General features: G+C 57.1%; 16 protein-coding genes. 8 read left to right on the top strand and 8 right to left on the bottom strand.

The genetic code is table 11. The features are described 5' to 3' along the window. Positions 1 to 31: 31 nt before the first annotated feature. The gene (locus tag AB6T85_RS05060; RefSeq protein ID WP_253454802.1) at positions 32 to 1,138 is read right to left on the bottom strand and encodes a suppressor of fused domain protein; all 1,107 of its coding nucleotides are present in this window, start codon (positions 1,136 to 1,138) and stop codon (positions 32 to 34) included. A gap of 100 nt (positions 1,139 to 1,238) precedes the next feature. Continuing rightward, positions 1,239 to 2,111, bottom strand: coding sequence for an oxygenase MpaB family protein (locus AB6T85_RS05065; protein WP_369894946.1), 873 nt, complete (start codon positions 2,109 to 2,111; stop codon positions 1,239 to 1,241). Positions 2,112 to 2,332: 221 nt separating this feature from the next. Between AB6T85_RS05065 and AB6T85_RS05070 the strand changes: the two genes are divergently transcribed. Beyond that, entirely contained in the window at positions 2,333 to 2,530 is a 198-nt protein-coding gene (locus AB6T85_RS05070; RefSeq protein WP_369894947.1) for a hypothetical protein, read from the top strand. Further along, the gene (locus AB6T85_RS05075; RefSeq protein ID WP_369894948.1) at positions 2,527 to 2,901 is read left to right on the top strand and encodes a lysozyme inhibitor LprI family protein; all 375 of its coding nucleotides are present in this window, start codon (positions 2,527 to 2,529) and stop codon (positions 2,899 to 2,901) included. The genes AB6T85_RS05070 and AB6T85_RS05075 overlap by 4 nt, the downstream gene beginning before the upstream one ends. Before the next feature lie 154 nt (positions 2,902 to 3,055). On the opposite strand, the gene AB6T85_RS05080 is transcribed toward AB6T85_RS05075, so the two are convergent. Then, positions 3,056 to 3,232 carry a hypothetical protein gene (locus AB6T85_RS05080; protein ID WP_253454806.1) on the bottom strand — a complete coding sequence of 59 codons (177 nt, stop codon included), beginning with the start codon at positions 3,230 to 3,232 and terminating at the stop codon, positions 3,056 to 3,058. 153 nt (positions 3,233 to 3,385) lie between these two features. On the opposite strand from AB6T85_RS05080, the gene AB6T85_RS05085 reads away from it, so the two are divergent. After that, positions 3,386 to 3,871 (top strand): GNAT family N-acetyltransferase, encoded by a 486-nt coding sequence (locus tag AB6T85_RS05085; RefSeq protein WP_253454807.1) that lies wholly within the window; start codon positions 3,386 to 3,388, stop codon positions 3,869 to 3,871. A gap of 56 nt (positions 3,872 to 3,927) precedes the next feature. On the opposite strand, the gene bglX is transcribed toward AB6T85_RS05085, so the two are convergent. Beyond that, entirely contained in the window at positions 3,928 to 6,225 is a 2,298-nt protein-coding gene (gene bglX / locus AB6T85_RS05090) for a beta-glucosidase BglX (protein WP_253454808.1), read from the bottom strand. 148 nt (positions 6,226 to 6,373) lie between these two features. Here bglX and dld point away from each other — a divergent pair, with 148 nt between their 5' ends. Further along, complete coding sequence (gene dld / locus AB6T85_RS05095) at positions 6,374 to 8,107, top strand: D-lactate dehydrogenase (RefSeq protein WP_369894949.1); 1,734 nt, start codon at positions 6,374 to 6,376, stop codon at positions 8,105 to 8,107. Between the two features lie 281 nt (positions 8,108 to 8,388). On the opposite strand, the gene AB6T85_RS05100 is transcribed toward dld, so the two are convergent. The 3 genes from AB6T85_RS05100 to AB6T85_RS05110 form a co-directional block, all read right to left on the bottom strand. After that, positions 8,389 to 10,824, bottom strand: a complete 2,436-nt coding sequence (locus tag AB6T85_RS05100) for a DUF3772 domain-containing protein (protein WP_301251280.1) — start codon at positions 10,822 to 10,824, stop codon at positions 8,389 to 8,391. A gap of 85 nt (positions 10,825 to 10,909) precedes the next feature. Then, the gene (gene pbpG / locus AB6T85_RS05105; protein ID WP_253454811.1) at positions 10,910 to 11,848 is read right to left on the bottom strand and encodes a D-alanyl-D-alanine endopeptidase; all 939 of its coding nucleotides are present in this window, start codon (positions 11,846 to 11,848) and stop codon (positions 10,910 to 10,912) included. Between the two features lie 179 nt (positions 11,849 to 12,027). Then, positions 12,028 to 12,615: a Yip1 family protein gene (locus tag AB6T85_RS05110; protein WP_125288822.1), complete on the bottom strand. Its 588-nt coding sequence runs from the start codon at positions 12,613 to 12,615 to the stop codon at positions 12,028 to 12,030. Between the two features lie 219 nt (positions 12,616 to 12,834). On the opposite strand from AB6T85_RS05110, the gene AB6T85_RS05115 reads away from it, so the two are divergent. Continuing rightward, positions 12,835 to 13,410, top strand: coding sequence for a DedA family protein (locus AB6T85_RS05115; RefSeq protein WP_253454812.1), 576 nt, complete (start codon positions 12,835 to 12,837; stop codon positions 13,408 to 13,410). Between the two features lie 39 nt (positions 13,411 to 13,449). On the opposite strand, the gene AB6T85_RS05120 is transcribed toward AB6T85_RS05115, so the two are convergent. After that, positions 13,450 to 14,226, bottom strand: coding sequence for an SDR family oxidoreductase (locus AB6T85_RS05120; RefSeq protein WP_253454813.1), 777 nt, complete (start codon positions 14,224 to 14,226; stop codon positions 13,450 to 13,452). A 142-nt stretch (positions 14,227 to 14,368) separates the two neighbouring features. On the opposite strand from AB6T85_RS05120, the gene AB6T85_RS05125 reads away from it, so the two are divergent. From AB6T85_RS05125 to treB, 3 genes are all read left to right on the top strand, one after another. Next, positions 14,369 to 16,183, top strand: coding sequence for a glycoside hydrolase family 15 protein (locus AB6T85_RS05125; protein ID WP_369894952.1), 1,815 nt, complete (start codon positions 14,369 to 14,371; stop codon positions 16,181 to 16,183). A gap of 171 nt (positions 16,184 to 16,354) precedes the next feature. Continuing rightward, positions 16,355 to 17,581, top strand: a complete 1,227-nt coding sequence (locus AB6T85_RS05130) for a L,D-transpeptidase family protein (RefSeq protein ID WP_369894953.1) — start codon at positions 16,355 to 16,357, stop codon at positions 17,579 to 17,581. 247 nt (positions 17,582 to 17,828) lie between these two features. After that, positions 17,829 to 19,250: a PTS trehalose transporter subunit IIBC gene (treB, locus tag AB6T85_RS05135; protein WP_253454816.1), complete on the top strand. Its 1,422-nt coding sequence runs from the start codon at positions 17,829 to 17,831 to the stop codon at positions 19,248 to 19,250. The last annotated feature ends 52 nt before the right edge of the window (positions 19,251 to 19,302 follow it).

Here is a 19,302-nt window from a genome sequence, read left to right on the forward strand (position 1 = left end):
GCTGGGTAAAATCGTGCGAAAGTATGACGGCTTAGCCAGCCGGCGGATCCACCAGCTCGGGCCGCGCCCGGAAGACAGGATTACACCCCGCCTCGGTTAAGCGTTCCACTAATTGCAGGCCGCCTTGTGGTTCCTGTTCGACGAATTCCTGCTCGGCGGCCGTCACCGGCGTGGCCCATAACAGCGTCACTTTTTCTCCTTCGCGCGGCGGCAGTGTGAAACTGTCGCCCAGCGTGGCCGAAAGCAAAAAGCCTTCAAAACCTATCGGCGCGACGGCGGAAGAGAGCGTGTGCCCTTCGCCCAGCCAACTGAGGCGCGCCCAGGGAAAATGCGCAAAGCTTGCCAGCGCGCTGGCCATCTGCACCGCGTTCTCTTCGCTCATCACCTCGCCGTCGATCGCCATCGCCAGCTCGATACGGCGATGATCGGCAGCGTCTTTATCCTTATAGAGGAAATCGATCCACGGCATGGGCCGGATGCTCATACCCAGCGTCAGAAAATACCAGTTGCCCTGATGATAGTGCTGCGAGATGGCCATTGGCGGCCAGCTGCCCTGGTCGATAGCGTAGTACTTTAGCGACTCACCATATTGCGCCTCGTAGCAGCGCAGCATTTCTCGCTGAATGCCTTCCCACGGCTGGGCATCCTGCCAGTCGCGCCAGAAAAGACGATCTTTCTCCGCCCGCGCGTACCAGCTGTTGGTAGAGGCGGAACCCAGCGGCGCGGTCAGCCGGTTCTCTTTGATGCAGCCAGCGGAAAAGCTGACCTGTTTATCCTGATACAGGCTCCAGCCGGGAATAACCGCCAGCAGCTGCCCCTGATACCAGAGCGCCGCACCGTCATCGCCGGGCGTCCAGATAACCTGCAGGCCTGCCGGATGCAATATCGGCTCCGCTTCCAGCGTGCGGCAGTATTCGGCGCTGAGCAGCGGCGGAATGCCCTGCGCCATCGCCTCGCTGTCTTCCTGCGCGGGCGCAGGCAGCAGGTTTCTCAGCCAACAGCCGCGCACGGCAAACTGGCCGCGAAACGGCTCGGCCGGACGAATGTAAAAATAGGCGGTGCGCTCATCCTGCTCAACCGTGGCAATAAGGGTTTGTTGCTGATTAAAGACTTCAGCCAGCCGGTACGTCTGTGTCATAGCGCCTCGACAAGGGTTCAGGGTCATCCCTTTTCCCGGAATTTCCCGGAGAATAGAGCAGGATGCCCGTGCGCGCCATGTCACAACAAGGGTAATAATCTCAAATTTCGCGCCCCATGCGCTGCATGGCACGATAATAGCCGCCGCGACGCACGCACCAGCGCAGCCCGGACGCCAGCCATTTCATCCGCTGGCGGATTAGCGCCCGCCGCCAGCCGGAAAAGCGAAAGCCAAACTGCTGCTGCGTCCATTCGGGCAAAAGCTCAATGCCCGCCATCATCATAGTGCGCATGGCCGGACGCGCCTGCCAGCTCGGCGCGGGCATGGTCAGCAGCACGGCGAGCACCGCTCTGGTGCGCTCGTCACAGCGCAGCTGCGGCCGCATCGCCGTCAGATAAGCCTCGACTTCCTGTACCGTTTTCGGCACCTGCTTCGCACCCAGCGCTTCGGCCACCACGGCGGCTTCCGCATAATAGCGATCCTGATCTTCTCTGCTGAGCAGCGGATTTTTATAGCGCAGATGGGCAGCCAGAAAGCGGCTGGTCTCTGCGACGTGCACCCAGGTCAGCAGCGCCGGATCGCTGGCGGCATAGGGGTTGCCCTGGCCATCAACGCCCGTTACCCGCAGATGGATCCGTTTTACGCGCTCAATTAACGTATGGGCGTCCGCCGTGTTGCCAAAGGTGGTCACGGCGATAAACTGGCTGGTGCGCCGCAGCCTGCCTGACATATCCTCGCGAAAGGTTGAGTGATCCCAGACGCCTGCCAGCGCCTGCGGATGCAGCATCTGCATCAGCAGCGCGGAGATACCGCCGCACAGCATCGACGAGAAATCGCCGTGCACCTGCCAGATAACGCTGTCCGGCCCGTAAAGACCGGGATCGCCAGGCGGCTGGCTGAGGTCGAAGTCGTTCATCGCCAGCCCGTTCAGGCGAAAGACCTGCTGCTGGATCCTGTCTCTGAGTGAAAGCATTATTTTCCTGATTTTGGGGCGTTAATGACGTCTGATACAGCCCAGGCTGCGTTTTCGGGCAGTTCATCTTCGTGCCAACGTGACATCCGGCCTTGCCGATGTAATAAATTATATAATATTCCTTTGTTCTTTTTTAGACTTTGCAAGCAAGATGATACTTCGTTATATTTCTCGAGTAGCTTACTCAGCCTTTAAATCAGATATCAAAAGGATAAGGGAATATGCTTAAACCAGAAAAAGGATTATTAACCTTCAGAGCTGAAGGCAGCAATAGTAAATATAACAAAAGCGCGCGCCCTATGCTGGCTGGTGCACATAATAATCCACAGGAACTTATTAATTATATAAGAAATACGCCGGCCCTTCGTGATGATGAGCCTGCCAGACAAAGAGAAAACTATTTACTGGAGTCGCGATGAAAAAATCTCTCGCGTTCGTATTACTTATCTGCCAGGCGAGCTTTGCTCAGGAGAATTGCGCGACGATCACCAATAGCGAGCAGTACTATAACTGCTCATATATCAAAAAGGAGGCCGCTACCAAAAGGCTGGATGCTGTTTACAGTAAGTATTTAACTGAAGTTACTCATAGCTACACTGAGCATAAAAATATTGGTGAGGATCTTCTGGCTAAAATTAAAAAATCTCAGGTAGCATGGCTTAATTATATGCACGCTACTTGTGATATTTATGCCTTTCAGATCGACGAAAATAACCAGCGTCATACCGCGGCAATTAATCAATGTGTTACTGATATGTCGGAAAAAAGAGTCCGGAGCTGGCAGAAATGATAGCCAATATTTAACCAGTACAAGCCACGCCAGCCGGTATGCTCACCGTTAGTTGCCCGGAGTTACTGATATGTCGGAAAAAAGAGTCCGGAGCTGGCAGAAATGATAGCCAATATTTAACCAGTACAAGCCACGCCAGCCGGTATGCTCACCGTTAGTTGCCCGGATTTTCTTGCCGCCAGGGGGCAGGAATGTACAAACGCCGTCTACGGTAGCAAATCGGCGGCCATACCACGACGAAATGCACAAATGCCCTCTGCAGCGGCAAGCTGGCGATCGTAGCGGCGGCGAAAGCTTTCCAGCTGTTATCCAGATTATGTAAAAAGGTCACGCGTGGTTCCTGACTGAAAAATCCACCATATCGGTGCGGAAACTTCGCATCACAGGGAGAGTCGGGCGCAGGTAAAAAGTTTGATTGCGCTTAATTCCGCACGCAATAACCTTTATGCTTATCCGCTTTAACCCGCAGGGAAAAGGAAAAGCCATGAGTATCACTATCCGCCAGGCCCGTCCGGCAGACGCGCAAACCATTTACGCGATGATTTATGAACTGGCCGTTTATGAAAAAGCGCCGGAAGAAGTTGTGACCACGCCGGAGGAAATTCGCGAGACGCTGTTTGGCGCAGAAAGCAAAACCGAAGCGCTGATTTGCGAAGTGGACGGCACCGCCGTCGGCTATGCGGTGTTTTTTACCAGCTACTCAACCTGGCTTGGCCGCAACGGCATTTATCTGGAAGATCTCTATATTTCGCCCGATGCGCGCGGCAACGGCGCGGGCAAAGCGCTGATTAAGCATATTGCGCAGCTGGCCGTGCAGCGCCGCTGCGGTCGTCTGGAGTGGAGCGTGCTGGACTGGAATCAGCCCGCTATCGACTTCTATTTAAGCATTGGCGCCGTGGCGCAAAGCGAATGGGTGCGTTATCGCCTGGACGGCGACGCGCTGCTGAAATTTGCCGAAGCAGGAAAGTGAAAAGGAGGCGAATATTCGCCTCCTGATGTCTACAGCCGGGCCTTCACGCCCGGTTTTTACAGGTAATTAAATTCCGCATCGCTGGTGTGAACAGAATCCAGCCCGATCATCACGCTGAATTTACCCGGTTCCGCCACCTGCTGCATTTTGGCGTTCCAGAATTTAAGCGCCTTCACGTCAACAGGGAAGGTCACGGTCTGCGACTCGCCCGCTTTCAGCATAATGCGCTTAAAGCCCTTCAGCTCCTTCACCGGGCGGCTAACGCTGGCGACCTGGTCACGCAGGTAAAGCTGCACCACGGTCGCGCCGTCAAGCTTGCCGGTGTTGGTCACCGTGACCGAAGCCGAAACCTGACCGTTACGCGGCATGGTTTTAGCCGAAAGCGTGACCGGCGATACCGTAAAGCTGGTATAGCTCAGCCCGTAGCCAAACGGATAAAGCGGGCCATTCTCTGCATCATAGTAATGCGAGGTATATTTGTTCGGCCTTGCCGGATCGTAAGGCCGCCCCGTGTTCAGGTGGTTGTAGTAGATTGGGATCTGCCCTACCGAACGAGGGAAAGACATCGGCAGCTTGCCGGACGGATTGTAATCGCCGAACAGCACGTCCGCGATGGCGTTGCCGCCTTCGGTGCCGCTGAACCAGGTTTCCAGCAGCGCATCCGCTTCGCGGCTCTCTTTAACGATAGCCAGCGGGCGCCCGTTCATCAGCACCAGCACCAGCGGCTTGCCGGTCGCCTTCAGCGCGCTAATCAGCGCCTGCTGCGAAGGCGGAATGGTGATATCGCTGCGGCTGGACGCTTCATGCGCCATGCCCTGCGCTTCGCCCACGACGGCAACCACCACATCCGCTTTTTTCGCCGTCTCTACCGCTTCGTCCAACAGCTGCTGCGGGGTGCGCGCATCTACCGTGACCGCTTTTTCATAGAGGTTCAGAAAGTCCTGAATGCCCTTGTTGTCGCTGACGTTAGCGCCTTTGGCGTAAAGCAGCGTGGCTTTGCCTGCGGTAGCGTTTTTAATGCCTTGCATGACGGTAACGGACTGCGAGGCGACGCCTGCCGCCGACCAGCTGCCCATAATATCGCGCTGGCTGTCGGCCAGCGGGCCGATCAGCGCGATAGTGCCCGCTTTTTTCAGCGGCAGCGTGTCATTGCGGTTTTTCAGCAGCACGATGCTTTTGCGAGCGACATCACGCGCTTCCGGCCGGTGTAAGCGGCTTTCGGCATTGGTGTCTTTGGGATCGCTCTCCGCCGGGCCAAGATGACTGTAGGGATCGTTAAACAGTCCCATATCATATTTGACGTTAAGCACATGGCGCGTGGCATCGTCGATATCCGCCATGCTGACCGCGCCGCTTTTTACCAGGTTCGGCAGATACTTACTGTAGTATTCGTCGCTCATGCTCATATTCACGCCGGACTGGATGGCGACACGTACGGCATCCTGCGGATCGCTGGCCACGCCGTGCTTCATCAGCTCTTTGATCGCGCCGTGATCGCTGATGGTGATACCTTTGAACTTCCAGTCATCCCGCAGCAAATCTTTCAGCAGCCAGCTATTGGAAGTGGCAGGCACGCCGTTGATTGAATTCAGTGAGACCATCACGCCGCCGCTGCCCGCGTCCAGCGCCGCTTTGTAAGGCGGCAGATAGTCCTGCGCCAGCCGCTGCGGGCTCATATCCACCGTGTTGTAATCGCGACCGCCCTCTACCGCACCATAGGCGGCGAAGTGCTTCACGCTGGTCATCACCGAATAGCGATCCGCCGGGCTTTTGCCCTGCATGGATTCCACCAGCATGCGGCCCATCTCCGAGGTCAGCCAGGTATCCTCGCCGAACCCTTCCGATACCCTGCCCCAGCGCGGTTCGCGCGTGACGTCCACCATCGGCGCCCAGGTCATGTTCAGGCCGTCGTCCGCCGCTTCATAAGCCGACACGCGCCCCACGGTTGCGATAGCATCCAGATCCCAGCTTGCCGCCAGCGCCAGCGGAATAGGGAAAACGGTACGCTGACCGTGCACCACGTCATAGGCAAAGAACAGCGGAATTTTCAGGCGGCTGAGCTGCATCGCCTGATCCTGCATCGCGCGGATATCGTGGCGCGTGACGGTATTAAAGATCGCGCCGACCTGCTCTTGCTTGATCATTTCCCGGATAGCCTCTTTCGGGTTATCCGGGCCGACGCTGATTAACCGGAGCTGGCCGATTTTTTCATCCAGCGTCATTTTCTGCAGGAGGTTGCTCACAAAGGCATCGCGAGCTTCGGGCGTCAGCGGGTGCTGCCCGTGGTTATCGTCGGCAAAGGCAGGCTGTAGCGCCAGCGCAACGGCGAAGCTAACAGAACAAATCCATTTCATCAGGGTAGTTTCTCTCAGGTAAACGACAGAAAATCGTGCGGCGAGTGTGCCATAAGTTGAGGATAGCAGGTAGTTTTCAAGCCGGTTGAGCCTGCTTTAGTTCAGCGGTGCTAAAGTTAGGGCGTGCGATAAAAAAGGACACAAGGATATGAACAGACCCTCATCAACCGGCAGCAGGCTGGTTTCGGAACTGGGCCGCATCGTCGGCCGCGCCCACTTGCTGACCGATCCGCAAAAAACCGAACGCTACCGCAAAGGCTTCCGCTCTGGCGAAGGCGAAGCGCTGGCCGTGGTGTTTCCCGGCACGCTGCTGGAACAGTGGCGCATTTTACAGGCCTGCGTGGCGGCAGACGTCATCGTGCTGATGCAGGCGGCCAATACCGGCCTTACCGAAGGCTCGACGCCAAACGGCAACGATTACGATCGCGACATCGTGATTGTCAGCACCCGCCGGATGGATAAAATTCAGCTGCTGGATGACGGCAAACAGGTGCTGGCGTTTCCCGGCAGCACGCTTTATCAGCTGGAAAAAATCCTTAAGCCGCTGGGGCGCGAACCGCATTCGGTGATTGGCTCCTCCTGCATTGGCGCGTCGGTGCTGGGCGGCATCTGCAACAACTCCGGCGGTTCGCTGATTAAGCGCGGCCCGGCCTACAGCGAAATGGCGCTCTATGCGCAAAAAGATGCCAGCGGCAGGCTGGTGCTGGTAAACCATCTCGGTATTGAGCTGGGCAGCACGCCGGAGCAAATTCTCAGTCGGCTTGATGATGAAACCTGGCGGCCTGAAGATGTGCGCTACGACAGGCGGCACGCGTCGGATCACGACTACGCGGAACGCGTGCGCGAAGTCGAGGCGGATACGCCTTCCCGCTTTAACGCCGATGCGCGGCGGCTGTTTGAGGCTTCCGGCTGTGCGGGCAAGCTGGCCGTTTTCGCCGTGCGGCTGGATACCTTCACCAGCGAAAAAGCCCAGCAGGTTTTTTATATCGGCACCAATCAGCCTGCCGTGCTGGACGAGCTGCGCCGCCATATCCTGCAACACTTTAACGAACTGCCGGTGGCAGGCGAATATCTGCACCGCGATATGTTTGATATTGCCGAAACTTACGGTAAAGACACCTTTGTGATGATCGATAAACTCGGCACCGATAAAATGCCGCTGTTTTTCGCGCTGAAAGGCCATATCGACGCGCTGCTGAAGCGCTTCTCGTTTATTAAGCCCAACCTTACCGACCGCGTGATGCAAAAAATCAGCGGCCTGCTACCTTCACACCTTCCCGCCAGGCTGAAAGCTTACCGCGATCGTTTCGAGCATCATCTGATGTTAAAAATGGCCGGGCCGGGCGTGGAGGAAGCGCGCCAGTACCTGAAAGATTACTTTCAGCAGGCGGACGGCGACTATTTTGAGTGCACGCCGGAAGAAGGCGGCAAGGCCTTTTTGCATCGCTTTGCCGCAGCGGGCGCGGCCGTTCGCTATCATGCGGTGCATCAGCAGGAAGTGGAGGATATTCTGGCGCTGGATATCGCCCTGCGCCGCAACGATCGAGACTGGTTTGAAAAGCTGCCGCCGGAATTTGACGACGCGCTGGTGCATCGTCTCTATTACGGCCACTTTTTCTGCCACGTCTTCCATCAGGATTACATCGTGAAAAAGGGCGTTGACGCGCATGCCCTGAAGGAGAAGATGTTGCAGATCCTCAGCGAGCGCGGCGCGGAATATCCTGCCGAACATAACGTAGGCCATCTTTACCAGGCCAAACCGCAGCTGAAAGCTTTTTATCAGCAGCTCGATCCCACCAACAGTTTTAACCCCGGCATCGGCAAAACCACCCGGGCGAAAAACTGGGCGGAGTGTGGCTGTACAGGGAAAGCGGAACGCTAAGCCAGATAGCGGCATGACCGATAGGCATGCCGCCTCAGACTGCTGACAAAGATAAAGAATACGTGCGAACCGGACTTTTTGCAGCGAAACCGCAGCCCCGCAGCAGCAGAGGCTGAGCGGATAAGCGGACCGTTTTGGCGCATGGACGCGCCAAACGAGCCTGGAGGGACGTGCGCGTCCGTGTTCCGATCTGCCTCTGCTGCTTTTCACCGGCCCGAACGCGACCTGGTGACAGCATATGAGTTTGTCAGTAATCTCCTGCGGCATATGCCGCCTGGCGTTTACGCCTCGCCGTCCTGCACCACCACTTTCTGACCGTTACGCTGCTCGACGATCATCGTCTGCGGCGTGGAAAGCACGATGCCTTCTTTGCGCAGCCGCGTCAGAATATCAAACAGCAGATCGCTCTTCGCGCCGGAAACCTGGCGCGGACTGGTGACGTTGCCGGTCACCGACAGCACAATGCCGGCCGGGGTAAGATCCTTAAAGGTGACGGAAGGCTCCGGCGTATCCAGAATGCGCTCGTTATCGACATAAACGTCCAGCAGCAGCTGGCGCACCTTGACCGGATCGATATCCAGCGGGAACGTCAGCGTAATGGTCGCCACGCCCTGCGCGTTACCCATTGTCGCGTTACGCACGTTCTGCGAGATAAACTGCGAGTTCGGCACGATCACCGTGGATTTATCGCCCAGCTGGATCTCGGTGGCGCGCACGTTAATACGACGGATATCCCCTTCAATGCCGCTGATACTGACCAGATCGCCCACTTTTACCGGCCGTTCGGTCAGCAGGATCAGACCAGAGATAAAGTTTTTAACGATTTCCTGCAGGCCGAAACCGATACCGACCGATAAGGCGCTGACGATCCAGGCCAGCTTGTTCCATTGCAGCCCCATCACCGACAGCGCCAGCAGGATCACCAACACATAGCCCAGGTTACTGAACAGCGTAATCAGCGACACCCGCATCCCGGTGTCCATAGTGGTTTTCGGCAGGAAATCCTGATCCAGCCAGCGGCGAGCCGAACGCAGCACGTAGATGCCGACAATCAGGCACAGCAGCGCGTTCAGCACGTGCGCCGGCACGATGTTCAGCGACTCCAGCCCTTTGCCGCCCCAGAACTCAATGGCTTTTTGCACCAGCTCAATCGGCGTGGCGCTGCTGAAGGTGCCGTTCAGCAAGGCTATCGCGGCGATCAGCACCAGCACGGTTTTACCCAGCGCGCCCAGCAGCGCAGCGACCTGGGAAAGGTGGCGCTCGTCGATATTCAGCGAGCGCTGAATGCCTTTGCCGGTGGCGTTGCTGGTAGAAAACAGCGATTCGCTGGCGTCGGCCACCAGGTGGCTGAGAATATAAAACGAGCCGCAGACGATCCCCGCCCAAACCAGCTCGTAGCTCAGAAAGCGCGCCAGCGTGACGTAGCCGATCACCAGCGCCACCATAATCGCCACGCCGGTCAGCGTGATCGCCATCTGGATCAGGCCAACCAGCGTCGATTTGGCTTCCGGCTGCGCGCCTTCCAGCGCCAGTTTGCGGCGCACGCGATTGGTGCGGAAACTGATAGAGAGCGCCGCCGCGCCGATCAGCAGCGCGGTGATGCCGTTTGCCATCACCGTGGTGGCGACGCTGGTATTGGCGCTGCTGTTAAGGTTTTCCAGCGCCTGAAACACAAACACCAGTCCCGCCATCAGCGGCGGGAAGGGTTTTAACGCCAGCGCTACTTCGTTGGAAATCGTCGGCAGACGCCAGGAAGGCCGACGCGTGGAGAGAAACGCCCGGCCCAGGCCCGCAATCAGACCGCAGAAGATGCTCAGGCCGACCAGCTTATCGGCAAAGGCGCGCACGTCGTCCGTCACGTCAGGATGACGGGTAAAGGCCAGGTTGAGGAAGTTAAAGGCCAGCACCACGGCGGCCAGCGTGGTCAGCGCAATCGCGGCGGCAAGAAAACTGCGGCGCAAACGTCCTTCCGGCAGACGATGAATACCCACCCACGCCAGAAACTCTTCCATATAGCGGCGTCCGAACGTCGCCACCAGGCCCGCTAACACTATCCACACCACCGTGCCCATGCGCCAGTCCGGCTGCCAGGCCAGCACCGCCGTATCGGCCAGCTCGTCAAGAAAGCCTTTCACTTTCTCATTGTCGTTGCTCTGGCTGTTGTACAGCGGCGACCAGAAGCGTGGCCCGAAAATACTGCCCGCGTTCAGGGCCAGCTGGGTCTTTAACGCATCGCGGCGCAGGCTGACGATCTGCGTAGACAGGTTGGTCGCGCCGCTTTTAATCGCTTCCGCCTGGCTAATCTGATCGTCGATTTTTGCCTTCTGGTTTTGCAGATTTTTACGCTTGCTGGTGACTTCCGAAGTCTCTTTGACACCGCTTTCCGGCTTCGGCGGCGGGCCGAGCACGTCAAGCTGGGCCTGAAGCTGAGCACGCTGCGGCGTAATGGCCTGCACCAGCGTGTCGGCGTCGCCGGACAGCTCCTGCGCCATCTCGTTCAGCGCGCTAAGCTTGCTGTCGTTGGTTTCGCCGGAAACCTGCTGTTTGATTTTATCCAGCACCTTCTGCATTTTAGGCAGCTCAACGGCGGCGTTGAGTTTGGCCGGTGCCTCGGCGGTTTGCTGGCTGGCATCATCGTCAGCGGCCCAGCTCAGCGCGGGCGAAAACGCGATCAGCGCAAACAGACAGGCGCGTAAAAAAGTCACTATGGTAGACATGAAAAGTTCCAGATATCAGACAATCGGACGGGCAAACGCGCGCTATTTTAGGGGTTTGCCCGCCTGAAAACCAGCAGATGCTTAACTATTCAGTAACGTCGCCGTTACCGCCATTGCTGACCATTTCCGCCGCGCGCTGCTTTTTATAGCTCAGGGCGGCGGCGGGAACCGGCGAAACTTTCCCCGTTTCCAGCCAGCTGCGCAGACGATTAGCGTCGGCAAAGTGGGTATATTTTCCAAAAGCGTCCAGTACCACCAGCGCCACCGGACGCTGTTTGATGACGGTGCGCATTACCAGGCAGTGGCCCGCCTGATTGGTGAAGCCGGTTTTGGTCAGCTGGATATTCCAGTCCGGCCGGTAAACCAGATGGTTAGTGTTGCGGAACGGCAGCGTATAGGGTGGATTGGCGAAGGTCGCCATCTCTTCATGGGTGGTGCTCAGCTGCCCAAGCAGCGGATAGCGCTTGCTGGCGATCAGCAGCTTAGTGAGATCGCGCGCGGTCGACACGTTCTGAATCGACAGCCCGGTAGGCTCTACGTAACGGGTATGGGTCATGCCCAGCTCGCGCGCTTTCGCGTTCATCGCCCGGATAAAGGCGTCGTAGCCGCCGGGATAGTGATGCGCCAGGCTGGCGGCCGCCCGGTTTTCCGAGGACATCAGCGCCAGCAGCATCATATCTTTGCGGCTGATTTCGCTGTTTAAACGCACGCGGGAAAATACGCCGCGCATTTCCGGCGTATGACTGATATCCACTTTCAGCATCTCGTTCATCGGCAGATGCGCATCGAGCGCCACCATCACCGTCATCAGCTTGGTGATAGAGGCCATCGGCCGTACCAGATCTGGATGGCTTTCGTAGATCACTTTATTCGTATTGAGATCGACAATCATCGCGCTGCCGGAGGCAATCTGCGGTTGCGCCAGCGAGACCTCGTGCGGGCTGGCAGCGGCCTGATGCACAGCAACCTGTCCGGAAAAAAGCAGGGCCAAACTTAAAAGAGACAAGCGAATTTTTGCAGGCATTATTGAAAACTTAATCGGGTAGTGATTCAGGTATGGCCAGGCCATACGCCGCCGCCGCACAATGCACGCCACGCGGGGGCTGGCGGCGTCATCATACGATGGTGACTCATCTTTTTCCTAAGGGATATTCGTATCCGGGCGTAACGAATCCGCCGTCGGCGACCCGACGGCGGCGACAGTCAGAACAGGCGATAGCCGTAGCCCCAAAGAACCACGGTCATGGCCAGCAGCACTTCAAAGACCAGCACGCCAATCGCCAGCGTCGAGCCGGAAAAGCGCAGGCTTTCTTCCCGGTCGATATTCAGAAACATAGGGATGCCGAGGTACAGCAGATAGCCGGTATAGGCCAGCGCCAGCGCGCCGACAAAAACGCAAAGCCAGACCAGCGGATAAAGCGCGACCAGCCCGCTGATAAACAGCGGCGTAGCGACATAGCCCGCAAAAACGGTACAGCGTTGCAGACTGGGACGTTGCGGATAGTTCCGCGCCATCCAGTGGATCACCCGGCCCATCACCGCAACGCCGCCTAAAATCAGGCCATAAAACAGAATGGCGAGGGCAAAAGCAGTCATCAGTGACAGCTGAACGGTACGCTGCGCGCCAAAGTCCCAACCTAATCGGGTGGTTCCGATAAACGCACAAATCACCGGGATCAGCGCCATCAATAAAACGTGATGGGTATAGTGGTGCGAAACGGTTTCGTTTTCTTGCCGGATATCGCGCATTTCACGGTCAGGATGCGCAAGAAGTCCCCAGACATGGTTCATATCTTCACTCCTTTAGCTTTGAGAGGCCGCAGCGGACTGGCGGGTCAGGATAAAGTATAAACGATCGTAAACTGTTTATTTTTTAAACACTGCATCCTCAGGCTAAGCGGTTCTGTTTGTTACGAAAAAAAGTGCGCTTTACGGCAACTTTTGTCCCGCTTTGGCCATCAACGTTTAGACTAAGAGCTTTTAGCGCATTAACCGCAGGAGCAAAGCCAAATGGATATCAATCAACTGATCACGCAGTACGGTTACGTGGCGCTGTTTTTAGGCTGTATTGCCGAAGGGGAAACCTTCACGCTGCTGGGCGGCGTGGCGGCGCATGAAGGCCTGCTGCATTACGGTCTGGTGGTGCTGGTGGCGATGGCGGGCGGCATTCTGGGCGATACCGCGCTCTTTTTCCTCGGCCGTTACTACGGCGCAAATATCCTTAAAAAATTTACAAAACACCAGAAGCAGATCAAAAAAGCCAACTCGTTAATCCGTAAGCGGCCGGTGCTGTTTGTGATCGGCGTACGCTTTATGTACGGCCTGAGAATTGTCGGCCCGATTATCATCGGTTCCAGCCGCCTGAAGCCGCAAAAATTTATGCTGCTGAACGTGATTGGCGCGGTGCTGTGGGCGCTGATTTTCGTTTCGCTGGGCTATATCGGCGGCCAGGTTATCGCGCCGTGGCTGCATACGCTGGATCGCCACCTCAAGCAGATTTTCTGGGTGGTGCTGATTGTGGCGCTGGTCTGGGGAGTAAGGATTTGGTTTAAGCGCCGCGCGGCGCACCAGACGGATGAAGAGTAACGCTGACAGATAAAGGGCGAGGTCGCCCTTTGTCATCGGCTACTTCTGAATATAGAACTGCGGGTTCGCCAGCGTAAAGCCGCCGTCTATCACAAAAGACTGCCCGGTAGTGTAGCTGGCCCATTCGGAACAGAGCCAGGCGACCATGCTGGCTATTTCACGCGGATCGCCCGGTCGGCCTGCCGGGATCTCCGGAATAGAAACGTTACGGGCATCATCATCGCTCATGTCGTTCATCGGCGTGGCGATCGCGCCGGGCGCTACCGAATTTACCAGAATGTTATGCGGCATCAGGCTCAGCGCCATCGATTTGGTCAGGCCGCCCAGCGCATGTTTGGCAGCGGTGTAGGCCGTCGAATCCGGCAGCGGCGTGTGCTCGTGTACAGAGGTAATATTGACAATCCTGCCGCCCTCGCCCTGTTCAACCATATGGCGCGCGGCAATTTGCCCACAGATAAAAGCGCCGTCCACGTCCACGGTAAAGACTTTCCGCCACGAATCAAACGAGGTTTCCAGAAAAGGAGATTTATCGTTGGTGCCGGCGTTATTGACCAGGGCGTCAATGCGGCCGAGTTTACTGATTAACGCCTCCAGCGCCTTGCCGCCCTCCTGCGGATCCGCCAGGTCAAGATGCTGAATTTCCGCTCTCCTGCCCAGTGCACGCACCCGTTCCGCCGTATCCTGCGCGCCCTTTTCATCCGAGCGCCAGGTAATGCCGATATCGTACCCCTGCTCCGCTAACATAATCGCGCTGGCCTTGCCTATCCCGGAATCGGAAGCGGTAACAACGGCAACTTTCTGCTCTGCTTTACTCATGGGTTTCTCCTCGGTCGCTGTAAAAAAGCTAAGTATAGATGAGGGAGATTCAGCGGCATTTACACTTGCTTGCGCTTCCTGACGCCCGTCCCGCCGGACGCTGGCTATAGTTAAAAAACAACCGGCTACCCGAGGAAGGGGCATGAGCAAGATAAAAAGAAAGATCGAGGATCATGGCGTTATCGGGGATTTACGCACCTGTGCTTTAGTCGCCAACGATGGCGCAATCGACTACTTTTGCTGGCCGGATCTGGACAGCCCGTCCGTGTTTACCGCGCTGCTGGACGGCGACGAAGCGGGCCTGTTCAGCATTGAGCCTGACTGGCCGGAGGCGCGCCGCCAGCAGCTTTATCTGCCTGATACCAATATTCTGCAAACCCGCTGGCTGGATCGCAAAGGCGTGGCGGAAATTACCGACTATATGCCGCTCTGCCAGCCGGAAGACCGGCAGCCACGCCTGATCCGACGGGTTAAGGTCATTCATGGCGAAGCAACGTTTACGCTGCGCTGCGCGCCGGTTCATGACTATGCCCGCGCGGAGACCACGGCCAGCCTGAGCGAGGGCGACGTGCTGTTCAGTGCAGAGAACCAGCCCACGCTGCGGCTGAGCGGTAAAGCTGACTTCCAGCTGGCGCACAACGCGGCAACTTCTACTTTTACCTTACAGGCTGGCGAACACCGCGAGTTCGTGCTGGGCTGCGCGGACGACGAGAAGGTGGATGAGGAAAAGACCGCCCTGTGTTTCCAGGATACGCTGCGTTTCTGGCGGGACTGGAGCGCGAAAAGCACCTATCGCGGCCGCTGGCAGGAAATGGTGACCCGTTCGGCGCTGACCCTGAAGCTGCTGACCTCGTGGAAGCACGGCTCGATCGCCGCCGCCGCCACCTTCGGCCTGCCGGAGGAGCTGGGCGGTGAACGCAACTGGGACTATCGTGCCTCGTGGCTGCGCGACGCCTCTTTCAGCATGTACGCGCTGATGCGGCTGGGCTACGTCGATGAAGCCCGCCACTTTACGCATTGGGTTGGGCGCTGCGTCGAAAACAGCCATCACGACGTGGAAAAACTTCAGGTAATGTATCGCATCGACAGCGGTACCGAGCTGCACGAAAGCGAGCTGCTTAATCTTTCCGGCTACGCGAACTCCACGCCGGTACGCATCGGCAACGACGCCTGGAATCAGACGCAGCTGGATATCTATGGCGAGCTGATGGACGCTGTTTACCTGGCTAATAAATATGGCGAGGCCATCTCCCATCGCGGCTGGCTACACGTCAGTAAAATGATCGATCACGTCGGCGAAAACTGGAACAAGCCCGATGCGGGGATTTGGGAAATGCGCGGTGAACCGGAGCATTTTCTGCATTCGCGCCTGATGTGCTGGGTGGCGCTGGATCGGGCGATACGGCTGGGCCAGAAGCGCTCGCTGTCGTTTCCCTATGAGCGCTGGCTACGCATCCGCGACGAGATCCGCGAAGATATCTGGACAAACTTCTGGAATGAAGAACAGGGCCATTTCGTTGCCACACGCCACGGCGACTTTGTTGACGCCTCAATGCTGCTGATGCCGCTGGTAAGGTTCGTCGGCGCGACCGATCCTGACTGGCTGGCGACGCTCGACGTCATTAAAGATAAGCTGGTCAGTGACGGCCTGGTTAAACGCTATAACCGAACCGAAACGCCGGCTGACGGGCTGGAAGGCACGGAAGGCTCCTTTACCGCCTGTTCGTTCTGGTACGTAGAGTGCCTTGCGCGCGCCGGGCGGGTTTACGAAGCCCATTTTGAATTTGAAAAACTGCTAAGCTATGCCAATCCGCTCGGGCTTTATGCCGAGGAGTTCGATCACCAGGGCTATGCGTTGGGCAATACGCCGCAGGCGCTCAGCCATCTGGCGCTGATCAGCGCGGCCTTTTTCCTGAACCGCAAGCTGAACGGCGACGATCCGCTATGGCAGCCCTGACGCGGCGTGCCGCAGAGAACGCTCTGCGGCTAAATTTACGTAAAGCTGGCCTTTGGCCGCAAATGCAGGTTTATTCCTGCTGAGTTATGACCATATAATGTGCAGCCGGTCACAGCCGACCTGCACAGGCTCCTTTATCCACAGTTTACATGGCGCAATACCTTGAAGAATATGAAAAAAAGCATCCGCGCGTTAGCCACTTTACTGCTGGCCGCCACCGCTTACAGCCAGTCTGCTTTTGCCGTGGTTTATAATCTGCCCGCCGCCAACAGCCGTCTTATTGGCGAAAACATTGAAATTACCGTGCCTCAGGACAGCAAACTGCCGCTGGAGGCGTTTGCCGCACAGTATCAGATGGGCCTGAGCAATATGCTCGAAGCCAATCCCGGCGTGGATGTCTATCTGCCGAAAGCAGGCTCAAAACTGATCGTGCCTCAGCAGCTGATCCTGCCCGACGCGCCGCGCGAAGGGGTGGTGATCAACAGCGCTGAAATGCGTCTTTATTACTATCCGAAAGGCGGTAAGACCGTGGTCGTGCTGCCGGTCGGCGTGGGCGAACTGGGTAAAGATACGCCGGTAAACTGGACGACAACGGTACAAAGCAAGAAAGACGGCCCAACCTGGACGCCGACGAAAAAGATGCATGAAGACGCCGCGGCGGCCGGTTCGCCGCTGCCGCCGATCTTCCCGGCCGGCCCGGACAACCCGATGGGCCTTTACGCGCTCTATATCGGCCGCCTGTACGCTATCCACGGCACCAACGCTAACTTTGGCATCGGCCTGCGCGTCAGCCACGGCTGCGTGCGCCTGCGCGCCGACGATATCAAATGGCTGTTCGACAACGTGCCTGTGGGTACGCGCGTACAGTTTATCGACCAGCCGTTGAAGGCGAGCGTGGAGCCGGACGGCACCCGCTATATCGAGGTGCACAACCCGCTGTCGCAGACCGAAGAGCAGTTCAACTCTCGCGAGCCGGTGCCGCTGACGCTGACCGCCGCCGTGAATAAAGTGGTTGGCGACGCCAGCGTGGACAGCGCAAGCCTCGAAGCCGCGCTGAAAGCCCGTACCGGCATGCCGACCAAGGTCAACGGCGCGTCCGGCAACGGCTATGCGGCCCCGATCCCTGTTCAGGAGAACAACAGCGCGCAGCCAACAGAGCAGCCAACCACGCCAGTTACGCCGCAGGGCGCTAACGTGGGCGGCGAGGCGGCTCCGGCGGCTACGGTAGACGGCCAGCCCGCGACCGTAGACGGTCAGGCCACCGGCGAAGGCGCAACCGACGCGCCGCAGGCACCGGCGGCAGGCGACAACGGCTTTGTCGTGCCGGCGCAGCCTGGCCCGGTTTACGATAAGACCACCAAACCGGCAGCGAAAGTCGCGGTGCCAGCGCAGTCGTAACCGAACTCGCTCACTCACCAGCAAAAACGGGCCTTATGGCCCGTTTTTTATTGCACGCCGTGGGCTTTCTGACCGTTCTCTCCCGCAACTTTCATTTTTTTCTCAACCTGTTCTGTGATCGTTTTCAATAATTACTACATTCCTGCCAGAGATTATTTTTTAAACGGCTACGTTTTAAAAACGCAACGACATCCCATTAAAACAATAATGGCCAGCAAGACTTATCTTTCACCTCTGGAAGGCAAAAATGGCAAAAAAAAGTAATGCTCAGGATATTGATAAACTGATCGAACTGGTGGGCGGAAAAGAAAATATAGCAACGGTGAGCCATTGTATTACGAGGCTCAGATTTGTGCTTAACGATCCGGCGAAAGCCAGGCCCAAAGAGATTGAAACGCTGCCGATGGTGAAAGGCTGTTTTACCAATGCCGGTCAGTTTCAGGTGGTTATCGGCACGGATGTCGATGACTGGTATCAGGTATTGCTCAAACAAACACAGCTTAGCGGCACCGATAAAGAAAGCGCCAAGCGGGTCGCCAGGCAGAATATGAAATGGCACGAAAGCCTGATCTCGCACTTTGCCGAAATCTTTTTCCCGCTGCTGCCGGCGCTTATCAGCGGAGGGTTAATATTAGGCTTCCGTAATCTGATTGGGGATTTACCGCTTTATAACGATGCTCCGCTTACCGCCGCATCGGTAGTATGGAAAAGCGTTTACGATTTCTTGTGGTTAATTGGCGAGGCGATCTTCTTTTATATTCCGGTAGGCCTGTGCTGGTCTGTGGTTAAAAAAATGGGCGGTACCCCGATTTTAGGGATCGTGCTGGGGATCACCCTGGTTTCGCCGCAGCTGATGAATGCTTACCTGTTAGGCCAGCAGGTGCCTGAGTCGTGGAATTTTGGCTGGTTTACTATCGATAAGGTCGGCTATCAGTCTCAGGTTATCCCTTCAATTCTGGCTGGCCTGACGCTGGCATGGATTGAGCTTAAGCTGAAGCGTATCGTGCCGGATTATTTAACGCTGGTGGTGGTGCCGGTGGTATCGCTGCTGATCGCGGTGTTTCTGGCGCATACCCTTATTGGGCCTTTTGGCCGCATTGTCGGTAACGGTATCGCCTGGGGCGTAAGCCACCTGATGACCGGGCCTTTTGCCCCCGTCGGCTCCGCGCTGTTTGGCTTTTTGTATGCCCCGCTGGTTATCACCGGCGTGCATCAGACCACGCTGGCGGTAGATTTACAGCTGATCCAGAATCTTGGCGGCACACCGGTCTGGCCCATTATCGCCCTGTCGAACATGGCGCAGGGGTCAGCGGTGCTCGGCATCATCTTTATGAGCAAAAAAGTGAACGAGCGTGAAATCTCCGTACCAGCGGCTATCTCCGCTTATCTGGGCGTAACCGAACCGGCCATGTACGGGATCAACATGAAATACCGTTTTCCCATGCTGTGCGGCATGGTGGGATCGGCCTGCGCCGGTCTTATCTGCGGGCTTTCCGGCGTGATGGCGAACGGGATTGGCGTTGGCGGGCTGCCGGCTATTTTGTCGGTTAAAACGCAATATTGGGCCGTGTTTGGCATGGCGATGGTCGTCGCTATTGTTATTCCGCTGCTGCTTACGATGGCGATTTACAAACGCAAACAGGCCGCCGGCAAGCTGCTGGTAGTCTGAGAAAAGGCCGCTAAAAATGACGGAGCGTTAGTCCGTCTGCGGCGAAGACCTC

Origin of the sequence: Erwinia aeris, from assembly GCF_041224955.1 — a bacterium.
GTDB lineage: Bacteria > Pseudomonadota > Gammaproteobacteria > Enterobacterales > Enterobacteriaceae > Erwinia > Erwinia aeris.

Excerpts from the sequence above, each read along its gene's own strand:
- AB6T85_RS05130 (WP_369894953.1), top strand. The coding sequence starts at position 16,355 with ATGAAAAAAAGCATCCGCGCGTTAGCCACTTTACTGCTGGCCGCCACC.
- AB6T85_RS05100 (WP_301251280.1), bottom strand. The coding sequence starts at position 10,824 with ATGTCTACCATAGTGACTTTTTTACGCGCCTGTCTGTTTGCGCTGATC.
- dld (WP_369894949.1), top strand. The coding sequence starts at position 6,374 with ATGAACAGACCCTCATCAACCGGCAGCAGGCTGGTTTCGGAACTGGGC.
- AB6T85_RS05110 (WP_125288822.1), bottom strand. The coding sequence starts at position 12,615 with ATGAACCATGTCTGGGGACTTCTTGCGCATCCTGACCGTGAAATGCGC.
- AB6T85_RS05070 (WP_369894947.1), top strand. The coding sequence starts at position 2,333 with ATGCTTAAACCAGAAAAAGGATTATTAACCTTCAGAGCTGAAGGCAGC.
- AB6T85_RS05075 (WP_369894948.1), top strand. The coding sequence starts at position 2,527 with ATGAAAAAATCTCTCGCGTTCGTATTACTTATCTGCCAGGCGAGCTTT.
- AB6T85_RS05085 (WP_253454807.1), top strand. The coding sequence starts at position 3,386 with ATGAGTATCACTATCCGCCAGGCCCGTCCGGCAGACGCGCAAACCATT.
- bglX (WP_253454808.1), bottom strand. The coding sequence starts at position 6,225 with ATGAAATGGATTTGTTCTGTTAGCTTCGCCGTTGCGCTGGCGCTACAG.
- AB6T85_RS05060 (WP_253454802.1), bottom strand. The coding sequence starts at position 1,138 with ATGACACAGACGTACCGGCTGGCTGAAGTCTTTAATCAGCAACAAACC.
- pbpG (WP_253454811.1), bottom strand. The coding sequence starts at position 11,848 with ATGCCTGCAAAAATTCGCTTGTCTCTTTTAAGTTTGGCCCTGCTTTTT.
- AB6T85_RS05125 (WP_369894952.1), top strand. The coding sequence starts at position 14,369 with ATGAGCAAGATAAAAAGAAAGATCGAGGATCATGGCGTTATCGGGGAT.
- AB6T85_RS05065 (WP_369894946.1), bottom strand. The coding sequence starts at position 2,111 with ATGCTTTCACTCAGAGACAGGATCCAGCAGCAGGTCTTTCGCCTGAAC.
- treB (WP_253454816.1), top strand. The coding sequence starts at position 17,829 with ATGGCAAAAAAAAGTAATGCTCAGGATATTGATAAACTGATCGAACTG.
- AB6T85_RS05115 (WP_253454812.1), top strand. The coding sequence starts at position 12,835 with ATGGATATCAATCAACTGATCACGCAGTACGGTTACGTGGCGCTGTTT.
- AB6T85_RS05120 (WP_253454813.1), bottom strand. The coding sequence starts at position 14,226 with ATGAGTAAAGCAGAGCAGAAAGTTGCCGTTGTTACCGCTTCCGATTCC.